The organism is Amycolatopsis sp. (assembly GCF_036008905.1).
Classification (GTDB): Bacteria; Actinomycetota; Actinomycetes; order Mycobacteriales; family Pseudonocardiaceae; genus Amycolatopsis.
On sequence record NZ_DASYMU010000047.1, the window covers coordinates 1 to 21,920 of the forward strand.

The following is a 21,920-nucleotide window of genomic DNA, read 5'->3' on the forward strand; positions in this document are numbered from 1 at the left end:
GGGGGATGATGGTGGGTGTCGTCTGGTCGACGTCGTGCCATCTTGACGCGGGTGAGCTCGTACGACAGCTGGACGTGGGGACTTCGGGCGTCGTGACCTGCTTCTACGAGGGCGTGCTACAGAATCCATTCGGTGAGGTCCCTCCAGACGGCGTGAACAGATCGTTCGGAGGTGTGTGGTGCAGCGAATGACGGCGTGTCCGGCGGGGCTGGACGTGCACAAGGATGTGGTGGTCGCCTCGGTGCCCGATGGTGCGGGAGGCCATGTAATACACCGGTTCTCCACGACCACGCCGGGTTTGGTGGTGCTGCGGGACTGGCTGGTCGCCCATGAGGTGAGCAGGGTGGGCATGGAAGCCACCGGGGTGTATTGGAAACCGGTGTATTACATGCTTGAGGACGACATGGAGGTCTGGCTCTACAACGCCCGCCATATGCACAACGTGCCGGGCAGGAAAACCGACGTCGCGGACGCGGCGTGGATTTGTGAGCTGACCGAATTCGGGCTGGCGCGGCCGTCGTTCGTGCCGCCGGTGCCGATCCGGGAGCTGCGGAACCTGACCCGCTACCGCAAGGCCCAGATCCAGGAACGCACCCGGGAAGTGCAGCGGCTGGACAAGATCCTGCAAGACGCCGGGGTCAAGCTGTCCAGCGTCGCCACCGATGTGCTGGGCAAGTCGGGGCGGGCGATGCTTCTGGCCCTGATCGAGGGCACGACCGATCCTGAGGTCCTCGCCGAGTTGGCGTTGGGGAAACTGCGGGGGAAGATCCCCGCGTTGCGTGAGGCGCTGGCCGCTCGCTTCACCCGGCGGCATGGCGTGGTGGTCGGTGCGGTGTTGTCCAAGATCGATTTCCTGGACGAGCTGATCTCCGCCCTCGGGGTGGAGATCACCGAGGGCGTCACCCCTTTCGCCCGGCAGATCGACCTGCTGGACACGATGCCCGGGATCGACCGCCGCACCGCTGAGGGTGTTCTCGGGGAGATCGGGGCCGACATGCGCCGTTTCGGCAGTGCCGCGCAGTTGTGTTCCTGGGCTGGGGTCTGTCCGGGTAACCACGAATCAGCGGGTAGGCGCACGTCCGGGCGCACCCGCAAAGGCCCGAAGTGGCTCGCGGACTTCCTGCATGACGCGGCTCAGGCCGCGGTCCGTACCAAGAACACCTATCTCAGCGCGCAGTATCACCGGCTCAAACCCCGTCTCGGGCACCGCCGGGCGTTGGTCGCGGTGGAGCATTCCATGCTCACCGCGATCTACCACATGCTCGACCGTGACCAGTCTTACGACGAACTGGGTGCCGACTATTTCGACCGGCGCAACGATCCCGCACATCACGCCCGCCGCCTCATCCACGACCTCACCAAACTCGGCTACACCGTCGAGGTCACCCCACCACCCGCACACAGCGACGCCGCCTGAACCCACACGTCACCTCATTTTCACTACAGATGGCGATCTCTCGCACGCAAGGCACCGTAGTCCCCGTGCGGCTGGGTGGGTGGTTCGCCGGGCGGGGCTACGATCGTTTGGACTGGCAGAACCGAGCTTGGAGGAGCCCCTTGATCACGGCGATCGTGCTCATCAGCGCCGCAGCGGACAGCATCCCGGAAACCGCGCAAGCGATCGCGGACATCGAGGGGGTCGACGAGGTGTACTCGTGCGCCGGTGAGGTCGACCTCATCGCGTCGGTCCGCGTCGCGGCCCACGAAGACCTGGCCGACTTGATTCCCGCGAAGATCGGGAAGGTGCCGGGGGTGTTGAACACCGACACGCATATCGCGTTCCGGTCCTACTCACGTAAGGACACCGAAGCCGCGTTTTCGATCGGCGACGAATAAACGAAACGGCCCCCGGAGAAAGTCTCCGGGGGCCGTTCTTTGTCTTACGTCACTGCTCGGACCTGCCCGAACCGGTGGTGATCTCGCGCGGAGCGACGTCGTCCTCCGGCGCACCGCCGATGCTGTCCGGCTGGCCGTTGCCGTGCCCGTTTCCACGGCCACGCTCCAGCGCCACCGTCTCCTCGGCCGGGTCCGGAGAAGTCCACGAACCCGGGACCGGGTGACCGGCCGTGCCGAGCTTGTTCATCTTCTTCGGCACCGACGCGCCCTGGTAGGCGAGCGGGATCGCGTGACCGTGGTCGTCGACCTGGCCCAGTGGCTGGTGGATCTCGATGAACTCACCATGCGGCAGCCGCTTGATGATGCCCGTCTCGACCCCGTGCTCCAGCACCTCGTGGTCACCGCGCTGCAAGCCGATGCAGAGACGGTAAGTCACGTAGTACGCGATCGGCGGCACGAGCAGGACGCCGATACGGCCGGCCCACGTCGTCGCGTTCAGGGAGATGTCGAACTGGTCGGCGATGATGTCGTTGAAGCCCGACAGCATGATCACCAGGAAGAAGCCGAGCGCCATCATGCCCAGCGAGGTCCTGACCGGGTTGTCCCGGGGGCGCTGCAGCAGGTTGTGGTGCGCGGTGTCCTTGGACAGCTTCCGCTCGATCCACGGATAAGCCAGCAGCAACCCGATCAGCACCGGCATCCCGACCGCACCGGGGAAGAACACCGCGGGAATCGTGTAGTTCCCGAGATACAGCTCCCAAGCGGGCCAGATTCGCAGCAGGCCGTCGGCCCAGGCCATGTACCAGTCAGGCTGGGAACCCGCGGAAACCTGCGACGGGTTGTACGGGCCGATGTTCCAGATCGGGTTGATCTGGAACAACCCGGACATCAGCGCGATCACGCCGGTGACCAGCGCGAAGAACGCACCGCCCTTGAGCGCGAACACCGGCATGATCCGGACGCCGACGACGTTGGTCTCCTTGCGGCCCACGCCGGGGAACTGCGTGTGCTTCTGGTACCAGACCAGCGCCAGGTGCACGCCGATCAGCGCGAGCATGATGCCGGGTAACAACAGGATGTGGATCGTGTAGAGCCGCGGGATGATGTCCGTCCCCGGGAACTCACCGCCGAACAGCGCCCAGTGGATCCAGGTACCCATGACCGGCACGGAGAGCACGATGCCCGACAGCGTCGCGCGGATACCGGTACCCGAGAGCAGGTCGTCCGGGAGCGAGTAGCCGAAGAAGCCTTCGAACATGCCCAGGATCAGCAGCAGCGAGCCGATGACCCAGTTGGCCTCACGCGGACGGCGGAACGCCCCGGTGAAGAAGATCCGGATCATGTGCACCAGCATCGCGGCCACGAAGATCAGCGCGGCCCAGTGGTGCAGCTGGCGGATGAAGAGCCCGCCGCGGACCTCGAACGAGATGTGCAGTGTGCTCTCGAACGCGCGGGTCATCTCGAGACCCTGCATGTTCACGAAGCTGCCGTTGTAGACGACCTCTTCCATCGACGGATCGAAGAAGAGGGTGAGGTAGACGCCCGAGAGCAGCAGGATGATGAAGCTGTAGAGCGCGATCTCGCCCAGCAGGAACGACCAGTGCGTCGGGAACACCTTGTTGATCTGGTGCCGCATGCCCTTGGCGAGGTGGTAACGGTCGTCGGCCCAGGTGGCACCGGCGCCGGCCGCCTTTTCGGCGGCGTTCGTCCCCTTGGTGGGGGTGGTCAGAGAACTCATGACTTACGCTCCCAGAAGGCCGGGCCAACAGCCTCGTTGAAGTCGCTGCGGGCTATCAGATAGCCGTTGGCGTCCACAGTAATGGGTAGTTGGGCCAATGGCCGGGTCGCGGGACCGAAAATCGGCTTCGCGTAGTGCAGCGCGTCGAACTGCGACTGGTGGCACGGGCACAGGATCCGGTTGGTCCGCTGCTCGAACAGCGAGGTCGGGCAACCGACGTGACTGCAGATCTTCGTGTACGCGTAGTAGTCGCCGAAGTTGTAGTCCTCCTGGCCCTGACGCTTGACCACCTTGGCCGCGTCGGCGGGCCGGAGACGGATGAGCATCACCGGGTTGTCGGAGCGCTTCATCGCGAGCGACAGCGCGTGCTCGTCGCGGCGCTCGGATTCACGGAACGGGAACACCGTCTCCATCGCGCCGGCGTCGAGGTCTTCGGCCTTGACCAGCGAGATGTCGTGCTCCGAGCCGTCACCCTTGGCGGGCGGGCCGAGGTTGCGCCGCATGTACACGACCTCACCCTCGTGCTGCGGCTGCCAGCCGGTGTGCCAGAGCGAGTCCTTGTTGTTCGTGTCCTTCCACGGGTCCTTGATGAACCCCGCCAGCGGCAATGCCACTGTCGCGAGGCCCAACGCGCCCGCGCCCAGACCGGCGGTGCGCTTGATCAGCGAACGCCGCGCGATGGTGCTGCGCGAACCCGAGTCGGCCAGCTGGGCGACGATCGTGGCCTTGTCGACCTCTTTCGAGCCGCCGTCGCCACGCTCCTGCACCGCGGTCTCGGCCGGGATGAACTTCTTCGTGTACAGCAGCACAGCGATGCCGAGCCCGAGGATCGCGAGACCCAGCGTCACCCCGAGGAGCGGCGTGTACAGGCTGTACTTGACGTCACCGGCGGTGCCAGGGGCGCGGTATTCGAACCACTTCGGCCACGCCATCAGGACGACGAAGGCCAGCCCGGCGATCCCGGAAATGGTGAACCACAGCGCGACAGCCCGCTCGGCGCGCTTCTCCGCGCGCGTGCCGGGGACCGGCCACGGCGTCGGGAGGTTGGTCAGCTCGACGCCGTCCAAGTTGGTGCCCAGCTTGACCAGCTGGTCACGGTCCATCTCCGCCAGTTCCGCGTCTGTCGGCGGTTTCGGCTCGTCGCCGCTCATGCCTTCGATCCAATCCACAGCGTGACGCCGATGAGGGCGCCCATACCGACGATAAAGGCGATCAGGCCTTCCGAGGCGGGGCCGAGCCCGCCGAGGCCGTTGCCACCCGGGTTGTTGTTGCCGTCCGAGACGGACTTCACGTACGCGACGATGTCCTTCTTCTCCTCAGGGTTCAGCTGCCTGTCGGAGAACTTCGGCATGTTCTGGGGGCCGGTGAGCATCGCGGTGTAGATCTGCTCTTCGTTGGCGGGGTCCAGGTTCGGCGCGAACTTGCCGCCGGAGAGGGCACCGCCACGACCGGTGAAGTTGTGGCAGGACGCGCAGTTGAGCCGGAACAGCTCACCACCACGGGCCGAGTCACCACCACGAAGTGCCGCACCCTGCTCCGCGGGACGCTCCGGGCCGCCACCGTGTGCCTGCACGAAGGCGCCGACGGCGTCGATCTCTTCCGGCGTCAGCTTCGGCGGCTTCCGGATGGCCTGGGCCTCCTGGCGCACGGCGGGCATGCGGCCCGACGAGGTCTGGAAGTACACGGCCGCGTCACCGATGCCGATCAGGCTCGGGCCGCGGTCTTTCACACCTTCGAGATTCGCGCCGTGGCACTCGATGCAGGTGGTGTTGTAGATCTGCTCACCCTTGCGCAGCAGAGCCGGGTCTTCCTGGGCCTGCGCTGTCTGCGGCTCGGGAGCGAACACGGCGTATAGCGCGCCCGCGCTCACCAAGGCGACGCCGATCGCGAGCAGGCCGGCGAACCGCCTCCGCAGCTTGGTCCGCGCGCGGAGGCGGCGGTCCGGGGATTTCTTGCTGGTGGTCATCTGTGCGGCAACCCTTGCTGTCAGTTCGGGCCGATGTGGAGGGTGGGGCGAACTTGTGGTGGCCGCCCCGGGTGGATCACGGAAGGAGGTAGATGACCGCGAACAGGCCGATCCACACGACGTCGACGAAGTGCCAGTAGTACGAGACCACGATCGCGGAGGTCGCCTGCGCCGGGGTGAACTTGCTCAGCCTGGTCCGGATGAGCAGGAACACGAACGCGATGAGCCCGCCGATCACGTGGAGCCCGTGGAATCCGGTGGTCAGGTAGAAGACCGTGCCGAAGGCGCCGGAGGGGATGGTGATCCCTTCCGCGACCAGGTTCCGGTACTCGTTGGCCTGGCCGCCGACGAAGATGGCGCCCATGACCAGCGTGAGGATGTACCAGCGACGCAGCCCGAAGACGTCACCACGCTCGGCGGCGAACACACCGAGCTGACAGGTGAACGACGACGCCACCAGGATCACGGTGAAGAAGATCGCGTAGGGCACGTTCAGGTGGATAGGCTCGCCCGTCGATTCCAGGATCGGCGGCCAATGCCCGCTCGAGTTCTGAGCCTTGACGGTGAAGAACATGGCGAACAGTCCGGCGAAGAACATGAGCTCGCTGGAAAGCCACACGATCGTGCCGACGCTGACCATGTTCGGCCTGTTCAGCGAGTGCACCCGCGCGCTGATGGTGGGAGATGCCGTTGTCACGAATCGCATTATGTCCTCTGCCCGCGCACCCCCGCCGATTGGGTCCACGGCGGGTCGCGTCCCGACTTGATCACACTGGACCGGCAAGAGACCGAACAGAGAGTGAGGACTACTCGTGAGTTTGGCCGATCGTGTCCGTGACCTGCTCAGACGGCCCAAAGCGCCGGAACTCTCCGTGGACGACCCGGCGCTGGTCGTGGTCGCGGAGGCGTTCGACCCGGCCGAGGCGGACTCGGCAGTGCTAGCTAGATCACCCTCTTGGGTCTCGGACCGGCAAGCCGTGCTGCGCCACCATCTCCTGCTTCCCGCGGGCAGAACGGCCGAAGCGGCACGGGTTCTCGCGCAAGACGGGTACGTACTGCGCGAAGTACGCGAAGAGGCCACCGACATTCTTGTGCACGTGTCACGGGTCCAGCTGCTCGACGCGTTGCACTGCGCGCAGGAGCGGTCCCGGATGGCGGGTCTCGCGCAACGGCTCGGCGGCGAAGCTCTCGGCTGGGACGCGCTTCAAGCCCCTGCCCCCGTATTCGATCCGCCCGCCTGATCGGCGCGTGTGACCGATAGCATCGTGTCATCTGCACGTGACGGGCCGGAGGCACACAAGATGGGCGAGGAATCGATGAGGATCCTGGTGTTCAGCCACAAGCCGGAGGTGCGTGAGTCGATCGTCAACGCGATCGGCCGGCGGCCCGCCGCCGACCTGTCCAGGGTCGAGTACGTCGAGGTCTCCGGGATCTCCGGCGTGCTGTCCGAAATGGACGCCGGGAACGTCGATCTCGCGATCCTCGACGGCGAGGCGCAGCCGACCGGCGGCATCGGTCTCTGCCGCCAGCTCAAGAACGAGATCACCGACTGCCCGCCGATCGTGGTTTCGGTGCGGCGCAAGGACGACCGCTGGCTCGCGACCTGGTCGCAGGCGGACGCCGTACTGGTGCACCCCCTCGACCCGCTGACCGCCGCGGAGACCGTCGCCGACGTGCTCCGCGCACGCCGGGTACCCGTCGTCAACGGCTGAGCCCGGCGATGGAACGCACCTGGTCGTCCCTGTTCAACCAGCTCATCGCCCGCGTCGACCTGTCGGGGGACGACACGCTCTGGGCGATGGACCAGATCATGTCCGGTTCGGCGACCAACGTGCAGATCGCCGGGTTCGCCATGGGCATGCGCGCGAAGGGCGAGACGCCCGCCGAGATCTCCGGCATGGCCGAGGCGATGCTCACCCACGCCAAGCGGGTGAAGGTCGCGGGACACGCGGTCGACGTCGTCGGCACGGGCGGGGACAAGTCCAACTCGGTCAACATCTCCACGATGGCCGCGCTGGTCGTCGCCTCCGCCGGCGCGCCGGTGGTGAAGCACGGAAACCGCGGGGCGTCGTCGAAGTCCGGCGCCGCGGACGTGCTCGAGGCACTGGGGGTCGCGATCGACCTCCAGCCCGCCGACGTGGAACGCTCCGTCGCCGAGCTCGGCATCGGTTTCTGCTTCGCGCCGGTCTTCCACCCCGCCCTGCGTCACGCCGGGGTGGCCCGTCGTGAACTGGGCGTGCCCACCACGTTCAACCTGCTCGGCGCGTTGACGAACCCGGCCCAGCCCGGTTCGGCGCTGATCGGCTGCGCCTACGTGGACAAGACCCGGCTGATGGCGGACGTGTTCGCCACCCGCGGCGCGAACGTCCTGGTCGTGCGCGGCGACGACGGCCTCGACGAGATCACCACCACGACGACGACGTCGGTTTGGGTGGTTTCCGGCGGCGAAGTGCGCACCGAGACCTTCGATCCGTCCGCACTGGGCATCCCGCGGGCCACGAGCGCGGACCTGCGCGGCGGCGACGCGGCGTACAACGCCGAAGTGGTGCGCCAGCTCGTCAGCGGCAAGACCGGCCCGGTGCGCGACGCCGTGCTGCTCAACGCCGCCGCCGGATTGGCCGCGCACAAGGGCTTCTCCGGCTCGCTGAGCGACGATCTGGCCGCCGGGCTGGTCCGGGCCGCGGAAGCCGTCGACTCCGGTGAGGCGGCCAATCTGCTGACCCGGTGGGCGAGCTTCACCGCCGCCAAGTAATCGCTACGAACGGAGCTGTTCCCATGGCATTGACCATTGTCGCGACCTTCAAGGCGAAGCCGGAGGCCGCGGAACGACTCGTCCAGGAGCTGCAGGCGCTGGCCGTGCTGTCCCGCGAGGAAGAGGGCTGCATCTCGTACCGGCCCTACGTCGCCCCCGAGGACCCGACCGCGATCGTCATGGTCGAGACGTGGGCCGATAAGGACGCGATCGCCGCGCACAACAAGGCCGACCACTTCCAGGCCTTCGCGAAACAGATCCCGGACCTGCTCGCGGCCCCGCTGACCATCGAAGTCCTGAAGCCCGCCAAAGACTGACACTCGCCTTACCCAAAATGCCGTGAAGGCCACGTTGAGGGACTCTGAGTCCCTCAACGTGGCCTTCACGGCATTAAAGCCAGAGACAGCTAGTCGTGGTTCGGGCCGGTGTGGTACTCGAACACCAGGCCGCCGATGGTGATGAGCAACGACACCACCGCGATCACGAGCAGCCAGATGTGGAAAAACGCCAGCGCCAGCCCGGCCAGCGCGGCGGAGGCCGCGAGGCCGATGGGCCAGTAGCTGCCCGGGCTGAAGAAGCCGAGCTCACCGGCGCCGTCGCTGACCTCGGCGTCTTCGCGGTCCTCGGGGCGGGCCTCGATCCGGCGTGAGACGAATCGCAGGTAGCTCCCGGCCAGCAGGGCGAGCCCGCCGGTCAGGATCAACGCGACCAGGCCGACCGGCTCGGTCCCGTACCCGCTCATGTAGTGCGTCATCACCCCGTAGATCGCCGCTACGAGGAAGGCGAAGACCGTGACGATGTCGAAAATCCGCGCTTCGACCTTCATGGACGTTTCCTCACTCCGTGGCTACTGACCGGACGCGCTGCGCGCGGTGCGGTCGGGGTTGAACGGCTCCGTGGTGACGGCGTGCGGAGTGCAGAGCTCGCCGCAGTTCATCGCGCTGAGGGCCTCGGAAGCGGAGTTCGACCGGCCCGTCTTCGGGTTGATCTGCCCGCGGAGCTTGAGGTACGCGTCGTACTTGTCCGGAGACAGCGCCCGCACCTCGAAGTTCATCACCGAATGGTAGGTGCCGCAGAGCTCGGCGCACCGGCCGACGAAGGAACCTTCGCGGTCGATCGAGTTCTGGAACGAGAAGTCCTGGTTGTTCTTCTCCGGGTACGGCATGACGTCCCGCTTGAAGTGGAACTCCGGGACCCAGAACGAGTGGATGACGTCCGTGGAGCGCAGGTTGTACTGGATCGTCTTGTTCGTCGGCAGCACCAGCAGCGGGATCTCGGTCGAACTGCCGACCGTGCTCACCACTTCACCTTCGGCGCTCTTCGCCTGCGGGTAGTCGAACTCCCAGTTCCACTGGAACGCGATCACGTCCACCGTGATGTCGGGGTTCTTCTTCTTGTCGAGGACGTTGCTCTCGGTCGTGGCCGTGAAGAAGAACAGCACGCAGACCATGACGAGCGGCGTCACGACGGTGAACAGCTCGAGCGGCACGTTGTACTGGAACTGCCTCGGCAGCTCCTCCTGCTCGCCGGGAGCGGTCTTCTTGCGGCGGTGGAAGATCACCGACCAGAAGATGAGGGCCCAGACGATGACACCGACGACGAGCGCCGCGATGACCGTCCACGTCCACAGGTTCCGCATTTCGTTGGCCTGCGGAGTGACTCCCACCGGCCAGCCGAACCGCAGGATCTCGTCACCGGAGCAGCCCGTCGCCGTGATGGCGACCAATGCGACCAATACCGCGACCTTGCCGAACCTCGCCGGTTTGACTGCGCTTGTCGTTTTGCTTTCAGACAGCACTGCATTAGCCGGCTTAACTGCCCGGGTGCGCTCGGGAATTCCCACTGCGCCTCGCCCTTTCACCCAGAGCCTCCTCGACCGATCTTCGTGACACGCGGAGCCTAGCCGAGTTATCCGTTCCCGCTGACCAAGGGGTAACCGGAACGGGCGCGTCACCCGCCGGGGCTCGCCGATCCGGGTTCCCGGCATACTTGGGTACTTCTCCGACCGGCACAACCAGAGGTGTGTGAGTACGCGTGTGCGGCCTGCTTGGACTGATCTGCGCCACTGAAGACGACGCGGCCGACGCGCGTGACGCGGTGGGCGCGGCCCTGCGCTGCCAGCGTCACCGCGGGCCGGACGAGACGGACACCTGGGCGCACGGTGAGGTCGTCTACGGCTTCAACCGGCTCGCGCTGATCGACGTCGACCACTCCCACCAGCCGCTGACCTGGGGCCCGCCGGAGTCGCCCGAGCGGTACACGATGAACTTCAACGGCGAGATCTACAACTATCTCGAGCTGCGGGAACAGCTGGCCGCCGAGCACGGCGCCAAGTTCCACACCGAGGGTGACGGCGAGGCGATCGTCGCGGCGTACCACTACCTCGGCGCCGACGCGGTCAAGAAGCTGCGCGGGATGTTCGCCTTCATGATCTGGGACACCGAGCGCAAGGTCGTCTTCGGCGCGCGGGACCCGTTCGGCATCAAGCCGCTGTACTACTCCGCCGGGCCGAACGGGATCGCCTTCTCCAGCGAGAAGAAGAGCCTGCTCGAACTCGCCGGAACCCTTGGCGTGAAAGAAGAACTCGACCGGATCGCGTTGCAGCACTATCTGGTGATGCAATACGTCCCCGAGCCGGAGTCGCTGCACAAGGGCATCCGGCGGCTCGAATCCGGCACCTCGTTCACCGTCTCCCCCGGCGGCGAACTGGTGACCGAGCGGTACTTCAAGCCGCAGTTCGCCGCGAAGCCGGTCAACGGCCAGGTCGAGGCCGACGAACTGTACGAGCGCATCGCGAACGTGATGAAGGACTCGGTCGCGAAGCACATGATCTCCGACCCGGACGTCACGGTCGGCGCGTTCCTGTCGGGCGGGATCGACTCCACCGCCACCGCGGCGCTCGCGAAACAGCACAACCCGAACCTGATCGCGTTCACCACGGGCTTCGAGCGCCAGGGCTACTCCGAGGTCGACGTCGCCGCCGAGTCCGCCGCGGCGATCGGCGTCAAGCACATCGTCCGCACGGTTTCGGCCGACGAGATGATGGAAGCACTGCCGCTGATCGTCTGGTACCTCGACGACCCGGTCGCCGACCCGGCGCTCGTGCCGCTCTGGTTCATCGCCCGCGAGGCGCGCAAGCACGTCAAGGCCGTGCTGTCGGGCGAAGGCGCCGACGAACTCTTCGGCGGCTACACGGTCTACAACGAGCCGATTTCGCTGGCACCGTTCGAAAAGCTCCCCGGCGGCGTCCGGAACCTGCTCGGCCGCGTGTCGAAGCGGATCCCCGACGGCACCCGCGGCAAGGATCTGCTCCGCCGCGGCGCGCTGTCGCTGGAGGACCGCTACTACGGCAACGCCCGGATCTTCCGCGACGACCAGCTGCGGGAGGTGCTGCGCACGTTCGAAGAAGGCGTCGGGCACCACGACGTCACGGCCGAGTGGTACAAGATCTCGAAGGACTGGGACCCGGTCGCGCGGATGCAGCACGTCGACCTCTACACCTGGCTGCGCGGCGACATCCTGGTCAAGGCCGACAAGGTGACCATGGCGAACTCGCTGGAACTGCGCGTGCCGTTCCTCGACGCCGAGGTGTTCAAGGTCGCCGCCGGCATCCCGCTGGACCAGAAGCTCACCAAGGACACCACCAAGTACGCCCTGCGGCGCGCGCTCGAAGGCATCATCCCGGCGCATGTGCTGCACCGGCGCAAGCTCGGTTTCCCGGTCCCGATCCGGCTCTGGCTGCGCGAGGAGATGTACGACTGGGCCCGTGGCATCGTCGCCGACTCGAAGACCGACGACCTCATCGACAAGCCCGTGGTGCTGCGCCTGCTCGAAGAGCACAAGGCGGGCACGCTGGACCACAGCCGCCGCATCTGGGCGCTGCTGGTCTTCATGATCTGGCACGGCATCTTCGTCGAGCACCGCATCAAGCCCGACGTCCCCGAGCCGTCGTACCCCGTCAAGCTCTGACGGACGCGGCGAAAGTGGCATGAACGGACCTTTCATCTCGAAATTCGAGATGAAAGGTCCGTTCATGCCACGCCGGGTCAGCCGGGGATGACGGGAGCGATCTCCTCGGCCGCCTCGGGGCCGAACGCCTCACTGAGGCGCGCGAGCCCGGCGGCGCGGTCGAACGTCCACTCCTGGGTGCCGACGGTCTCCAGCACCAGCACGGCGATGAGCGAGCCCAGCTGGGCCGCGCGCTCGAGGCCGAGACCGCCGTGGACGGCGGTCAGGAAGCCCGCGCGGAAGCCGTCGCCGACACCCGTCGGGTCGGTCTTGCTGAGCTCCGGGACGGCGCTGATCTGCAGGGAGAGGCCGCCGCGGCCGACGATCTCCACGCCCTTCTCGCCGAGCGTGGTGATGCGCATGCCGACCCGGCTGAGGACGTCGGCCTCGGTCCAGCCGGTCTTCTGGAGCAGCAGCTCCCACTCGTAGTCGTTGCTGAAGAGGTACTTCGCGCCCTCGACGAACGCGCGGGCCTGCGCGCCGTCCATGCGCGCGAGCTGCTGCGACGGGTCGACGGCGAACTCGTAGCCGTTCTGACGGCAGGACTCGGCGTGCCGGAGCATGCCTTCGGGGTCGTCGGGGCCGATCATCATCAGTTCCAGGCCACCGGCGCGCTCCGCGATCGGGGCGAGCTCGATGTCGCGGGACTCGGCCATCGCACCGGCGTAGAACGTGCCGATCTGGCAGAAGTCCTCGTCGGTGGTGCAGACGAACCGCGCGGTGTGCGCGATCTCGGAGACGTGCACGCCGGAGGTGTCGACCCCGTGGCGGTCCAGCCAGGCCCGATAGTCCGCGAAGTCGGCGCCCACCGCACCCACCAGGATCGGTTTCACGCCCAGCACGCCCAGCCCGAAGGCGATGTTGGCGCCGATGCCGCCGCGGCGGACCACCAGGTCGTCGGCGAGGAAACTCAGCGAAATCCGGTGCAGCTGCTCCGCGACGAGCTGCTCGGCGAATCTGCCGGGGAAGTGCATGAGGTGGTCGGTTGCGATGCTGCCGGATACCGCTATCCGCGCGTTGGCTGCCACCGGTTCTCCTTGTCGTGCTGACGGCATTTAACGCCCCATCCGGAGAATCCGGGTGGGGCGTACACGACAGCCGACACTACCGGGTGACGCTCGACAAGGGCTGGTAAGCGACTGAGGCCACTCTCGGACCGCCCATGGAGAGCAACCCGGAAGAGTGTTTCGCTGGCCACGCGCAACACTACCGATTGGTATGGGTTTTGCCGCGGGCCGAGTGTCCATACCGTGGGAGGCGTGAGTATCGCTACCGAACCCGAGACCATGGGCGAGCTGATCGCCGACTGCGGTGAGATCCCGCGGTCCCTGCAAGCCGAGATCCACCCGAGCAGCCCCGCCGCGGCGCCGCCGTGGGCCGTGGACGACGTCTGCCACGCGCAGGTGGCGGAACTCGACTTCTTCATCTGAGCCGCCGAACCGAGCTGCCTTCCAGATGACGATGGGCCCGTGACCTTCCCGGTCACGGGCCCATCGTCGTTCAGGCGATCAGTGGAACGAGTCGCCGCAGGCGCACGAACCGGTCGCGTTCGGGTTGTCGATCGTGAAGCCCTGCTTCTCGATCGAGTCGACGAAGTCGATCACGGCGTCGGTCACGTAGGGCGCGCTCATCCTGTCGACGGCCACCTGGATGCCGCCGAAGTCCTTGAACAGGTCGCCGTCGAGCGTGCGCTCGTCGAAGAACAGCTGGTACTTGAGGCCGGCGCAGCCACCAGGCTGGACGGCGATACGCAGGTGCATGTCATCGCGGCCCTCCTGTTCGAGAAGTGCCTTCGCCTTGGCAGCCGCGGCGTCCGTCAACGTCACGCCGTGGGTGGCTTCGGCGGCCTCAGGCTGCGCGTTGCCGGTCTGCTCAGCGGTCGTCATGGGTCTCCCTCGGGGTCGAGCTGGTTGTGGGTACGGGTGCTCCTTTACGCGTCAACACCCGAAGTTCCCGATCTGTTCCACACGGCTTCCTGCGCTGCCGTGCCCTTCAATGGTCGCACATCTCTCGACCGGCTGAACATGACACCGAGCACTGGAATAGGCTGATGAGGTGAGGTTCCTGCGCCGCAACAGCACTACAGACACCGAAGACCCCACTATCGAGGGTGCGGAGGTGATCGATGCCGCCGACAAGGCGTTCACCCCCGGTAAGGGACGTGCCACCCCGAAACGGCGTGAAGCCGAGGCGAAGCGACGCGGCCCGGTGGCCCCGCCGCCGCGATCGACCCGTGAGGCGATCAAGCGCAACAAGGAAATCCGCAAGGCGAACCCCACCACCAAGGAAGACCGCCGGTCGGCCGCCAAGGAGCGTCGTGACCGCATGATGGCGGGTGACGACAAGTACCTGCTGCCGCGTGACCGTGGCCCGGTGAAGGCGTATGTGCGTGACGTGGTCGACTCGCGGCGCAATCTGCTCGGGCTGTTCATGCCGCTGGCGATCCTGGTGTTCGTGGCGCTGCTCGTGCCGTACCCGAAGGTCCAGCAATACGCGACGCTGCTGTGCACCGCGATGCTGCTCCTCATGCTGGTCGAGGGCATCATGAGCGGCCGCCGGATCACCAAGATGACGCGGGAGAAGTTCCCGAAGGAGACCATCGCGGGCCGGTCGATCGGGTTCTACTCGTTCATCCGCGCGAGCCAGATCCGCAAGCTGCGGGTGCCGAAGCCGCGCGTCGGCCCAGGCGATGCCATCTAAGCCACAGTCGTTAGCAAGGCGAACCTTCTGGGTCTAGGCTTGACCCATGGAGTTTCGTCGCCTCGGCCGCAGCGGCCTGAACATCAGTGAAATCTCGTACGGGAACTGGCTCACGCACGGCTCCCAGGTGGAAGAGGACCAGGCCCAGTCCTGCATCAAAGCAGCGCTGGAAGCCGGGATCACCACCTTCGACACCGCCGACGTCTACGCCAACACGAAGGCCGAGTCGGTGCTCGGCCGCGGTCTCGCCGGTCAGCGCCGGGAAAGCCTCGAGATCTTCACCAAGGTCTTCTGGCCGACCGGTCCCGGCGGCCCCAACGACCGGGGTCTCGGCCGCAAGCACATCGTCGAGTCGGCCAACGCGTCGCTGAAGCGGCTGCAGACCGACTACATCGACCTCTACCAGGCGCACCGGTTCGACACCACGGTCCCGCTGGAAGAGACGATGCTCGCCTTCGCCGACCTGGTCCGCCAGGGCAAGGTGCTCTACATCGGGGTCTCCGAGTGGAGCGCCGAGCACATCACCCGCGGTGCCGCGCTGGCCCGTGAGCTGAAGGTGCCGTTCGTCTCGAACCAGCCGCAGTACAACATGCTGTGGCGCGTCATCGAGTCGCAGGTCGTGCCCGCTTCCGAGCGGGAAGGCCTCAGCCAGATCGTCTGGTCGCCGATCGCACAGGGCGTGCTGACCGGCAGGTACAAGCCGGGCCAGCCGTTGCCCGCCGGCTCGCGCGCCACCGACGAAAAGGGCGGCGCGAACATGGTCAAGCGCTTCCTGAACGACGACGTGCTCGAGCGTGTCCAGAAGCTCGAGCCGCTCGCGGCGGAAGCGGGCCTTTCGCTGGCTCAGCTGGCCGTGGCCTGGGTGCTGCAGAACCCGAACGTCGCCTCGGCGATCATCGGCGCCTCCCGCCCCGAGCAGGTCCACGAGAACGTCAAGGCGGCCGGTGTGAAGCTCGACGCCGACCTGATGGCCGCGATCGACACCGCCCTCGAAGGCGTAGTCGAGAACGACCCGACGCTCACGCGCGCCCCGTAAGAAGCCGCTCCGCCACGACCAAGTCGTGCGGATAGGTGATCTTGAAGTTCTCCTCGCTGCCGGGGACCCATCGGACCGGCAGCGAGGAGAACTTTTCCATGCACGAAGCCGTGTCCGTGCCCAGAAAGCCCTCCAGCTCCGCCTGTTCGTAGGCGGCCAGCAGCGGACGGGCACGAAATCCCTGCGGGGTCTGCACCCGCACGATGCCTCCGGGTGCCTTCCCCTCGAGCCGGGCGCCGTCCTCGGTGACCGCGACGACGTCCTCGGCCACGAGACCCGGCACCGCTCCCCCGTATGCCCTCGCCGCGCTCAGCACGGCCGTGATCAACTCCGTGCCGATCAGCGGCCGGGCCGCGTCATGCAGCAGGACGGTGTCGATCACCCCGCCGGAGATCCGTCCGGCGAGGTGGCGCAACGCCTGGAGCTCGGACGCCTGGCGTGTGGCGCCGCCGTGCACGATCTCGACCGGGACCGCCCCGCGGTAGGCGTCGAGCACCTCGGCGGCGAGTCCGGCGTCCTGCGGGCGGGTCACCAGCACGAGCGTGCCGATGCCCGGAGCATGACCGAACGCCTCGATCGACCAGGCCAGCAAACGCCGTCCCGACAACGGCAGGTACACCTTGTTGACGCCCGCGCCGACGCGGGTCCCGGCGCCACTGGCCAGCACCACCGCGGCCGCGCCTTCTCGTTCTGTCACAACGGCAACCTACTGCGCGGCGGCGGATCCGGCCGCCGGGTAAGTTGATCGCGCCACCGGTCGACGGCGGCGTGCGACGACGAAAGGCCTGGCGTGGACTCGGACAGCATCCCGAACAGCACCGTCGAGTTCGCCGACATCGAGCAGCCGGACGAGCAAGCTCGCTCCGCGGCGATCGAACTGCACGGGAAACTGATCAAACCGGCGGGCTCGCTCGGCAGGCTGGAGGAGCTCGGCGTCTGGATCGCCGCGTGCCAGGGCCAGTCTCCGCCGCGCCCGTTCACGCGGCCGCGTGTCGTCGTGTTCGCCGGTGACCACGGCATCGCCGCGAAGGGCGTGTCGGCGTACCCGCAGGAGGTCACCGCCCAGCTGGTCGGCAGCCTGCTCACCGGCGGCGCCGCGATCAACGTGCTCGCCGCGTCGGCGGGGGCGAGTGTCCGTGTGGTCGACATGGCCGTCGACACCGATGCCCCGGCGACGCCGTCGATCGGCGAGTTCAAGGTCCGCCGCAGCTCCGGCTCGATCGACACCGAAGACGCGCTGACCGACGAAGAGGTCCGCGCGGCCATCCTCGCCGGCGTCAAGATCGCCGACGCCGAGGTGGACGGCGGCGCCGACCTGCTCATCGCGGGCGACATCGGCATCGGCAACAGCACCCCCGCCTCCGTACTGGTCGCCGCGCTGACCGGTAGTGAGCCCGTCGCCGTCGTCGGGCGGGGCTCGGGCATCGACGACAACGCCTGGATGCGCAAGGCCACCGCGGTCCGTGACGCCCTGCGCCGCGCGCGGACGGTGCTCGCCGACCCGGTCGCGCTGCTGCGCACCGCCGGCGGCGCCGACATCGCCGCCATGGCCGGTTTCCTGGCCCAGGCCGCCGTCCGGCACACCCCCGTCGTCCTCGACGGCCTCGTCGCGGGCGCCGCGGCACTGGTCGCCGAAGAACTCGCCCCCGGCGCGCGTCAGTGGTGGGTCGCCGGGCAGCGCGGCGGCGAACCCGCGCATGCGCTCCTGCTCGATCACCTCGACCTGGAGCCGATCCTCGATCTCGACGTCCGCCTCGGCGAAGGCACCGGCGCCGTCGCCGCGCTCCCGCTGCTGTTCATGGCGGCACGGGTACTGGCGGAAATGGCCACCCACGAACAAGCCGGCATCTCCGGCCCGATCACCCCAGCCCCCGAGGACTGAGCCCCCGCCCTGTCCGTAAAGGAGTGCTACCGGGACAGCACTTGGCCCGGTGCCAGCTTGTCGCCACAAGACGAGAGCGGCGCGTCGTTGTAGTGATTGAAGACCTTGTCGCGCCCTGTCTGCTTGAGGACGCGCAGCCGGTCGAGAACCGCCGGGCTGGACACCAGGTCCTTGCGAACGTAGCTGCCGCCCTGGGCAGGATTGGTGTTGTCGAGGAAGTAGTAGTCCTTCTCGGCCCTGTTGTCCTTGTCCTGGATCTTCCACGCCAGCCCGGCGTGGATCAGCGCCGGGCGCAGGTCGTCGTAGACATAGTCGGCCAGTGCGTCTTCGCTACCGTCACGCCGCAAATCGGCGATCCGCGCGTCGGTCAGTCCGGCGAGGTCGACGATCCTCACCCGGGAGGTGAGTGCGCTGCCGCCGAGATCCGGCCCGAGGTAGACCTCGTTGTCGCTCAAAGCGAGCAGGTCCGCCATCTCGTTGACCAGACGTCCCGCCGAGTCGGCCACCAGGCAGAGCGGCACAGTGGGCTCCTTCTGGAACTTGGTCGACTGATCCCGCAGCAAGGTCGCCGACATCGACAGTGCCGCGATGATGGCGAGGCCGCACACCACCCTGGTACGGACCGCCGACGAAGCGAGGACGCGATACGCGCAGAGAACCACGGTCAGCGAACCCAGCGCCCAGATCGGCGTCGCGAACCGGAGCTGGTCCATCCAGTCGGCGTTCAGGATGCCGAAGGCGGCGATCGAAAGCGCCAGCGGCACGAGAAGGCCCATCAGCCTGCGGCGGAACGGTGTCCGCTTCCCCAATGTGGCGCCGATGATCAGCAGGGCGATCATCGCACCGACAGCGCCGACATAGCCGACCAGCTCGCCGATCTTGTTGAAGGACCTGATGGTCGCCGCGTCCAGGCCCACCGTCTGACTCTTGGCCGCCGCGGTGTTGGACACGAACCGGCCGAACTCGGCATGCCGCCAGAGCAGGAACGCACCGAACGGAATCGCGAACGAGGCGAGGGAGACCGCCACGGACACGACTGTCGCCCGGAGGGTCGACTTGGTCATCAGCAACAGGACGACGATGGGAAAACTGAAGGCGAAGATCATGCCGTCCGGCCTCGTCAGCGCCGCGGCCACCGCCAGCAGGCCGGCGATGATCGCGGGGGCGAAGCGGTGCAGCCGCTGCTCGCCGATCGCCCTGACCGTCACGGCCGCGATGGCGGTGACGACGAAGGCATAGAGCGAATTCTCCAGACCGGAAAAACTCCACACGACGTATGAAGGAATGGACGCGAGCAATATCCCCGCGCCGAGCGTCACGATCCACGGCCGCCGGACCAGGACGGCCGCGATCCGGTGGAACGCCACCAGCGTGGCGGCGCAGCAGAGGACAGCCAGTAGTTTCGGGTACACGACGTAGTCGGGGACGCCCAGGATCGAACCGTGGTCGAAGAGGCCGAGCCAGCGGCCCAGCATGAGCAGAAGCATCCAAGATGTGTTCGAATACCCCTCCACCGGTGCCGCGCCGGGCTGGATCACCGCGCCGAACCCCTCGGTGATGTTGCGGGCGTAGGCGAACGTGATGGCCGCGTCGTCGATCACCCAGCGGCCGTAGAGGGACGCGTGCGCACAGATCAGGAGTGTGCCGGCCAGGACCGCGCCTACCGCGGGAAGCTTGCGGGCCAGTCCCGACCGCGACGGGGACGTCGTTGCCGGTGTGTTCACCGGTCTGTCCTCACTGAGCTCAGGATGCGCCTCGGTACCTACTGCGTTGTTCAACGACACTGCCCCCGTTGTGTCCAGCTGGTGAATGCGGCACAACCGGTCCGAACCCGAAGCAGGTGCAGACAGCTCGTCGGCCTCGGCATATTTCGAGGACTCCGCAGGTGCGCAGCGTACAGGCGACCACTTACCCAGAGCCGGGGTATCCGATTTCACCGCATGCCAGGGTGAGCGGCTCAGGAAAAAGTATCGGTGCCCACCCGCAGAGCGTGAGAGCACCGATACTTTCCGCTTTCCCGGCAGTGATCGTTTCACTATGCAGCGATAGGCACGAGATCCCACACCTGGTCTTCGTAGACGGGGTTGCAGTCGAACTGCACGACCAGCGCGCCATTGACATTGCCCGCACCACCACGAACCAGCAGGCACCGTTCAGTAATGCGGTTACGGACCTGGAAGCCGTTGGAAGCGGGAACGAGATCCCACACCTGATCAGCGAACCGCGAATCGCAATCGAATTGCATGACCTGCGCATCGTTGACATTGCCCGCACCACCGCGGGCAAGCAGGCACCGTTCGTTGGCGCGGCTGCGGACCTGGAAGCCGTTGGAGACGGGAACGAGATCCCACACCTGATCCAGATACGGCGGATCGCAATCGGTCTGCCTGATCGGCGCTTCGTTGACGTTCTCCCTCGCCCACGCGAGCAAGCACCGCCCGGTCACATGGTTTTTGAACTGGACCGGACGGGGCTGGATCTGCTGCACGATCCAGTCGGCGATGTTGTCCACCCGCGACTCGGTACTGCCTTGCCGGGTCTCGGTCACAGCAAGACAACCGTGCTGCCACGACGCGGAGTGGACGCCTACGAGTTCGAGGCGACCGTTGGCCTCACGCATGGCCGGGCCGCCGGCGTCCCCTAAGCAAGTGTCGATGCCGGTGTCGCTGGTGAGCGCCAAAGTGGTGTCGGTGGCCGCGGCCGCCAATAACGGCGCGACACGTAGCTGGTCAGGCACCCATTCGGTGGCTGTCCGGCCGAATCCCGCGACCTTCACCGCGCTGCCGCTGGCAGCCGCGGTGGTCGCCAACGGAATCGGAGCGACATCGGTGATCGGGCTGCCCAGCTTGGCCAGCACCAGGTTCCGATCGGGACGGGGCACGAGGCCGGCGATACGAACCACCTGCCCGGTCGTGGTCGTGAGGTTGGTCCGGCCGACGGTGGCGGTGGCGGGTTTGGCGGGAACACCGGCCTGCTGCGCGTTTTCCGGGAAGCAACTGCTGGCGGTGACGACCCACTGCGGATCGATCAACGCGCCGGTGCAGGCGCGGCCGTCCATCATGATCTTGGCTACGAAACCGTAGGTGCCGTCAGCGGCCGGCGTGCCGCCCGAAATCGCCTGCGCTGACGCGGAGGCCAGCAGGCTGGTGGCGACGCAAGTGACCGCGACGGCCGCGATTCCCGCCCGACGTATGTATCGCATTGACGATTCCCCTCGAAACCGATGACAAATGGACGACTGAAAACGCATGTCAGGCCACCGAGCGGAGTTCGACGAGGGCGGCTGGTCCTTCGTCGGGGTGCACGGTCTCGCCGACCGGGGTCAGCTGGCCAGGCTTGATGCTGTAGTCCCGCTTGACTTCCTGGCCGTTGACCCGGCTGGTGAGGGTGGCCTGGATCTTGTGGCTGCCGGCCTTGACGAAGTACGTCGCGTCGACGCTCATCGACAGGTAACCGCCGGTGCCGGTGACCTTGAAACACGCGATGCTGTTAGGCGCGGTGATGCTGTCGCTCTCGATGGTGAGCAAGTCACCGCCCACCACGCAATCGACCCAGAAGATCTTGCCATTGCCCTTGTTCAGGGTCATGCCGATGGCCGCGGCACCCTCCTGGTTCGGGTGCTGGTAGTCCTCCACAATCGAACCCGGAGCATCTGCGGGCGCCACCGCGGTGGCGGTGTTACCACCCTGGACGCTGACCGTTGTCACCACGACCACGGCAGCGGTGAGCAGCCCGGCGGCAATAAAAGTTACGGAAGATCGCATGACGAAAACTCCTAGCGCGATAATGACGCCGATAATTCATAAAAGAATGACATCGACGAAGAAGTGACCGGAATCGACTTCGAAATCCCGCACTCGATGTATCGCACTATCCCCGGACCCCCTCGCCGCGCCCTGTCGGAACCTACAACCTGCCGCACCGCAGGTCAATCCGCCAGCAAGACGCAAATCACCCCGCCCCGGAAGGACACCCGCCCGGCGACCACGAAAGGCTGTTGTG

The 21,920-nt window shown here is 66.8% G+C and carries 23 protein-coding genes; 11 read left to right on the forward strand and 12 right to left on the reverse strand.

The window, feature by feature from the left end:
* Positions 1–187 precede the first annotated feature (187 nt).
* Together VGP60_RS09485 and VGP60_RS09490 are read left to right on the forward strand one after the other, a co-directional pair.
* Positions 188–1,417 carry an IS110 family transposase gene (locus VGP60_RS09485; protein ID WP_327547538.1) on the forward strand — a complete coding sequence of 410 codons (1,230 nt, stop codon included), beginning with the start codon at positions 188–190 and terminating at the stop codon, positions 1,415–1,417.
* 140 nt (positions 1,418–1,557) lie between these two features.
* Positions 1,558–1,836 (forward strand): Lrp/AsnC ligand binding domain-containing protein, encoded by a 279-nt coding sequence (locus VGP60_RS09490; RefSeq protein ID WP_327547539.1) that lies wholly within the window; start codon positions 1,558–1,560, stop codon positions 1,834–1,836.
* Between the two features lie 49 nt (positions 1,837–1,885).
* Here VGP60_RS09490 and VGP60_RS09495 read toward each other — a convergent pair whose 3' ends face one another.
* The 4 genes from VGP60_RS09495 to VGP60_RS09510 form a co-directional block, all read right to left on the reverse strand.
* On the reverse strand, positions 1,886–3,574 hold the full coding sequence (locus tag VGP60_RS09495) for a cytochrome bc complex cytochrome b subunit (protein WP_327547540.1): 1,689 nt from the start codon (positions 3,572–3,574) through the stop codon (positions 1,886–1,888).
* Positions 3,571–4,725 (reverse strand): ubiquinol-cytochrome c reductase iron-sulfur subunit, encoded by a 1,155-nt coding sequence (locus VGP60_RS09500; protein ID WP_327547541.1) that lies wholly within the window; start codon positions 4,723–4,725, stop codon positions 3,571–3,573. The genes VGP60_RS09495 and VGP60_RS09500 overlap by 4 nt, the downstream gene beginning before the upstream one ends.
* Entirely contained in the window at positions 4,722–5,540 is an 819-nt protein-coding gene (locus VGP60_RS09505; RefSeq protein WP_327547542.1) for a c-type cytochrome, read from the reverse strand. The genes VGP60_RS09500 and VGP60_RS09505 overlap by 4 nt, the downstream gene beginning before the upstream one ends.
* Before the next feature lie 76 nt (positions 5,541–5,616).
* Complete coding sequence (locus VGP60_RS09510; RefSeq protein ID WP_327547543.1) at positions 5,617–6,246, reverse strand: heme-copper oxidase subunit III; 630 nt, start codon at positions 6,244–6,246, stop codon at positions 5,617–5,619.
* A 106-nt stretch (positions 6,247–6,352) separates the two neighbouring features.
* Here VGP60_RS09510 and VGP60_RS09515 point away from each other — a divergent pair, with 106 nt between their 5' ends.
* From VGP60_RS09515 to VGP60_RS09530, 4 genes are read left to right on the forward strand one after another with little or no spacing between them, the layout of a single operon-like run.
* On the forward strand, positions 6,353–6,781 hold the full coding sequence (locus VGP60_RS09515) for a hypothetical protein (protein WP_327547544.1): 429 nt from the start codon (positions 6,353–6,355) through the stop codon (positions 6,779–6,781).
* A 60-nt stretch (positions 6,782–6,841) separates the two neighbouring features.
* Positions 6,842–7,252, forward strand: coding sequence for a hypothetical protein (locus VGP60_RS09520; protein ID WP_327547598.1), 411 nt, complete (start codon positions 6,842–6,844; stop codon positions 7,250–7,252).
* A gap of 8 nt (positions 7,253–7,260) precedes the next feature.
* Positions 7,261–8,292: an anthranilate phosphoribosyltransferase gene (trpD, locus tag VGP60_RS09525; protein WP_327547545.1), complete on the forward strand. Its 1,032-nt coding sequence runs from the start codon at positions 7,261–7,263 to the stop codon at positions 8,290–8,292.
* Positions 8,293–8,315: 23 nt separating this feature from the next.
* Entirely contained in the window at positions 8,316–8,609 is a 294-nt protein-coding gene (locus VGP60_RS09530) for a putative quinol monooxygenase (protein WP_327547546.1), read from the forward strand.
* A gap of 89 nt (positions 8,610–8,698) precedes the next feature.
* Here VGP60_RS09530 and VGP60_RS09535 read toward each other — a convergent pair whose 3' ends face one another.
* Together VGP60_RS09535 and coxB are read right to left on the reverse strand one after the other, a co-directional pair.
* Positions 8,699–9,118, reverse strand: coding sequence for a cytochrome c oxidase subunit 4 (locus tag VGP60_RS09535; RefSeq protein ID WP_327547547.1), 420 nt, complete (start codon positions 9,116–9,118; stop codon positions 8,699–8,701).
* A gap of 21 nt (positions 9,119–9,139) precedes the next feature.
* Positions 9,140–10,027 (reverse strand): cytochrome c oxidase subunit II, encoded by an 888-nt coding sequence (coxB, locus tag VGP60_RS09540; protein ID WP_327547548.1) that lies wholly within the window; start codon positions 10,025–10,027, stop codon positions 9,140–9,142.
* Positions 10,028–10,326: 299 nt separating this feature from the next.
* Here coxB and asnB point away from each other — a divergent pair, with 299 nt between their 5' ends.
* Positions 10,327–12,261 (forward strand): asparagine synthase (glutamine-hydrolyzing), encoded by a 1,935-nt coding sequence (gene asnB / locus VGP60_RS09545; protein ID WP_327547549.1) that lies wholly within the window; start codon positions 10,327–10,329, stop codon positions 12,259–12,261.
* A 77-nt stretch (positions 12,262–12,338) separates the two neighbouring features.
* Here the strand turns inward: asnB and VGP60_RS09550 are convergent, their stop codons facing one another.
* The gene (locus VGP60_RS09550; protein WP_327547550.1) at positions 12,339–13,328 is read right to left on the reverse strand and encodes a carbohydrate kinase family protein; all 990 of its coding nucleotides are present in this window, start codon (positions 13,326–13,328) and stop codon (positions 12,339–12,341) included.
* Positions 13,329–13,559: 231 nt separating this feature from the next.
* Here VGP60_RS09550 and VGP60_RS09555 point away from each other — a divergent pair, with 231 nt between their 5' ends.
* Positions 13,560–13,730 carry a hypothetical protein gene (locus VGP60_RS09555; protein WP_327547551.1) on the forward strand — a complete coding sequence of 57 codons (171 nt, stop codon included), beginning with the start codon at positions 13,560–13,562 and terminating at the stop codon, positions 13,728–13,730.
* 78 nt (positions 13,731–13,808) lie between these two features.
* Here VGP60_RS09555 and VGP60_RS09560 read toward each other — a convergent pair whose 3' ends face one another.
* The gene (locus tag VGP60_RS09560; protein WP_327547552.1) at positions 13,809–14,186 is read right to left on the reverse strand and encodes an iron-sulfur cluster assembly accessory protein; all 378 of its coding nucleotides are present in this window, start codon (positions 14,184–14,186) and stop codon (positions 13,809–13,811) included.
* A 169-nt stretch (positions 14,187–14,355) separates the two neighbouring features.
* On the opposite strand from VGP60_RS09560, the gene VGP60_RS09565 reads away from it, so the two are divergent.
* Together VGP60_RS09565 and VGP60_RS09570 are read left to right on the forward strand one after the other, a co-directional pair.
* Complete coding sequence (locus VGP60_RS09565; RefSeq protein ID WP_327547553.1) at positions 14,356–15,000, forward strand: DUF3043 domain-containing protein; 645 nt, start codon at positions 14,356–14,358, stop codon at positions 14,998–15,000.
* 46 nt (positions 15,001–15,046) lie between these two features.
* Positions 15,047–16,036: an aldo/keto reductase family protein gene (locus VGP60_RS09570; RefSeq protein ID WP_327547554.1), complete on the forward strand. Its 990-nt coding sequence runs from the start codon at positions 15,047–15,049 to the stop codon at positions 16,034–16,036.
* Here the strand turns inward: VGP60_RS09570 and VGP60_RS09575 are convergent.
* Complete coding sequence (locus VGP60_RS09575) at positions 16,020–16,706, reverse strand: IspD/TarI family cytidylyltransferase (RefSeq protein WP_327547599.1); 687 nt, start codon at positions 16,704–16,706, stop codon at positions 16,020–16,022. The genes VGP60_RS09570 and VGP60_RS09575 overlap by 17 nt on opposite strands.
* A gap of 120 nt (positions 16,707–16,826) precedes the next feature.
* On the opposite strand from VGP60_RS09575, the gene cobT reads away from it, so the two are divergent.
* Complete coding sequence (cobT, locus tag VGP60_RS09580; RefSeq protein ID WP_414640314.1) at positions 16,827–17,918, forward strand: nicotinate-nucleotide--dimethylbenzimidazole phosphoribosyltransferase; 1,092 nt, start codon at positions 16,827–16,829, stop codon at positions 17,916–17,918.
* Positions 17,919–17,944: 26 nt separating this feature from the next.
* Here the strand turns inward: cobT and VGP60_RS09585 are convergent, their stop codons facing one another.
* The 3 genes from VGP60_RS09585 to VGP60_RS09595 all read right to left on the reverse strand — a co-directional run bounded on the left by VGP60_RS09585 (position 17,945) and on the right by VGP60_RS09595 (position 21,682).
* Positions 17,945–19,642 (reverse strand): hypothetical protein, encoded by a 1,698-nt coding sequence (locus VGP60_RS09585; RefSeq protein WP_327547555.1) that lies wholly within the window; start codon positions 19,640–19,642, stop codon positions 17,945–17,947.
* Between the two features lie 311 nt (positions 19,643–19,953).
* Complete coding sequence (locus VGP60_RS09590; RefSeq protein ID WP_327547556.1) at positions 19,954–21,168, reverse strand: trypsin-like serine protease; 1,215 nt, start codon at positions 21,166–21,168, stop codon at positions 19,954–19,956.
* 1 nt (position 21,169) lies between these two features.
* Positions 21,170–21,682, reverse strand: coding sequence for a hypothetical protein (locus tag VGP60_RS09595; RefSeq protein WP_327547557.1), 513 nt, complete (start codon positions 21,680–21,682; stop codon positions 21,170–21,172).
* Positions 21,683–21,920 lie beyond the last annotated feature (238 nt).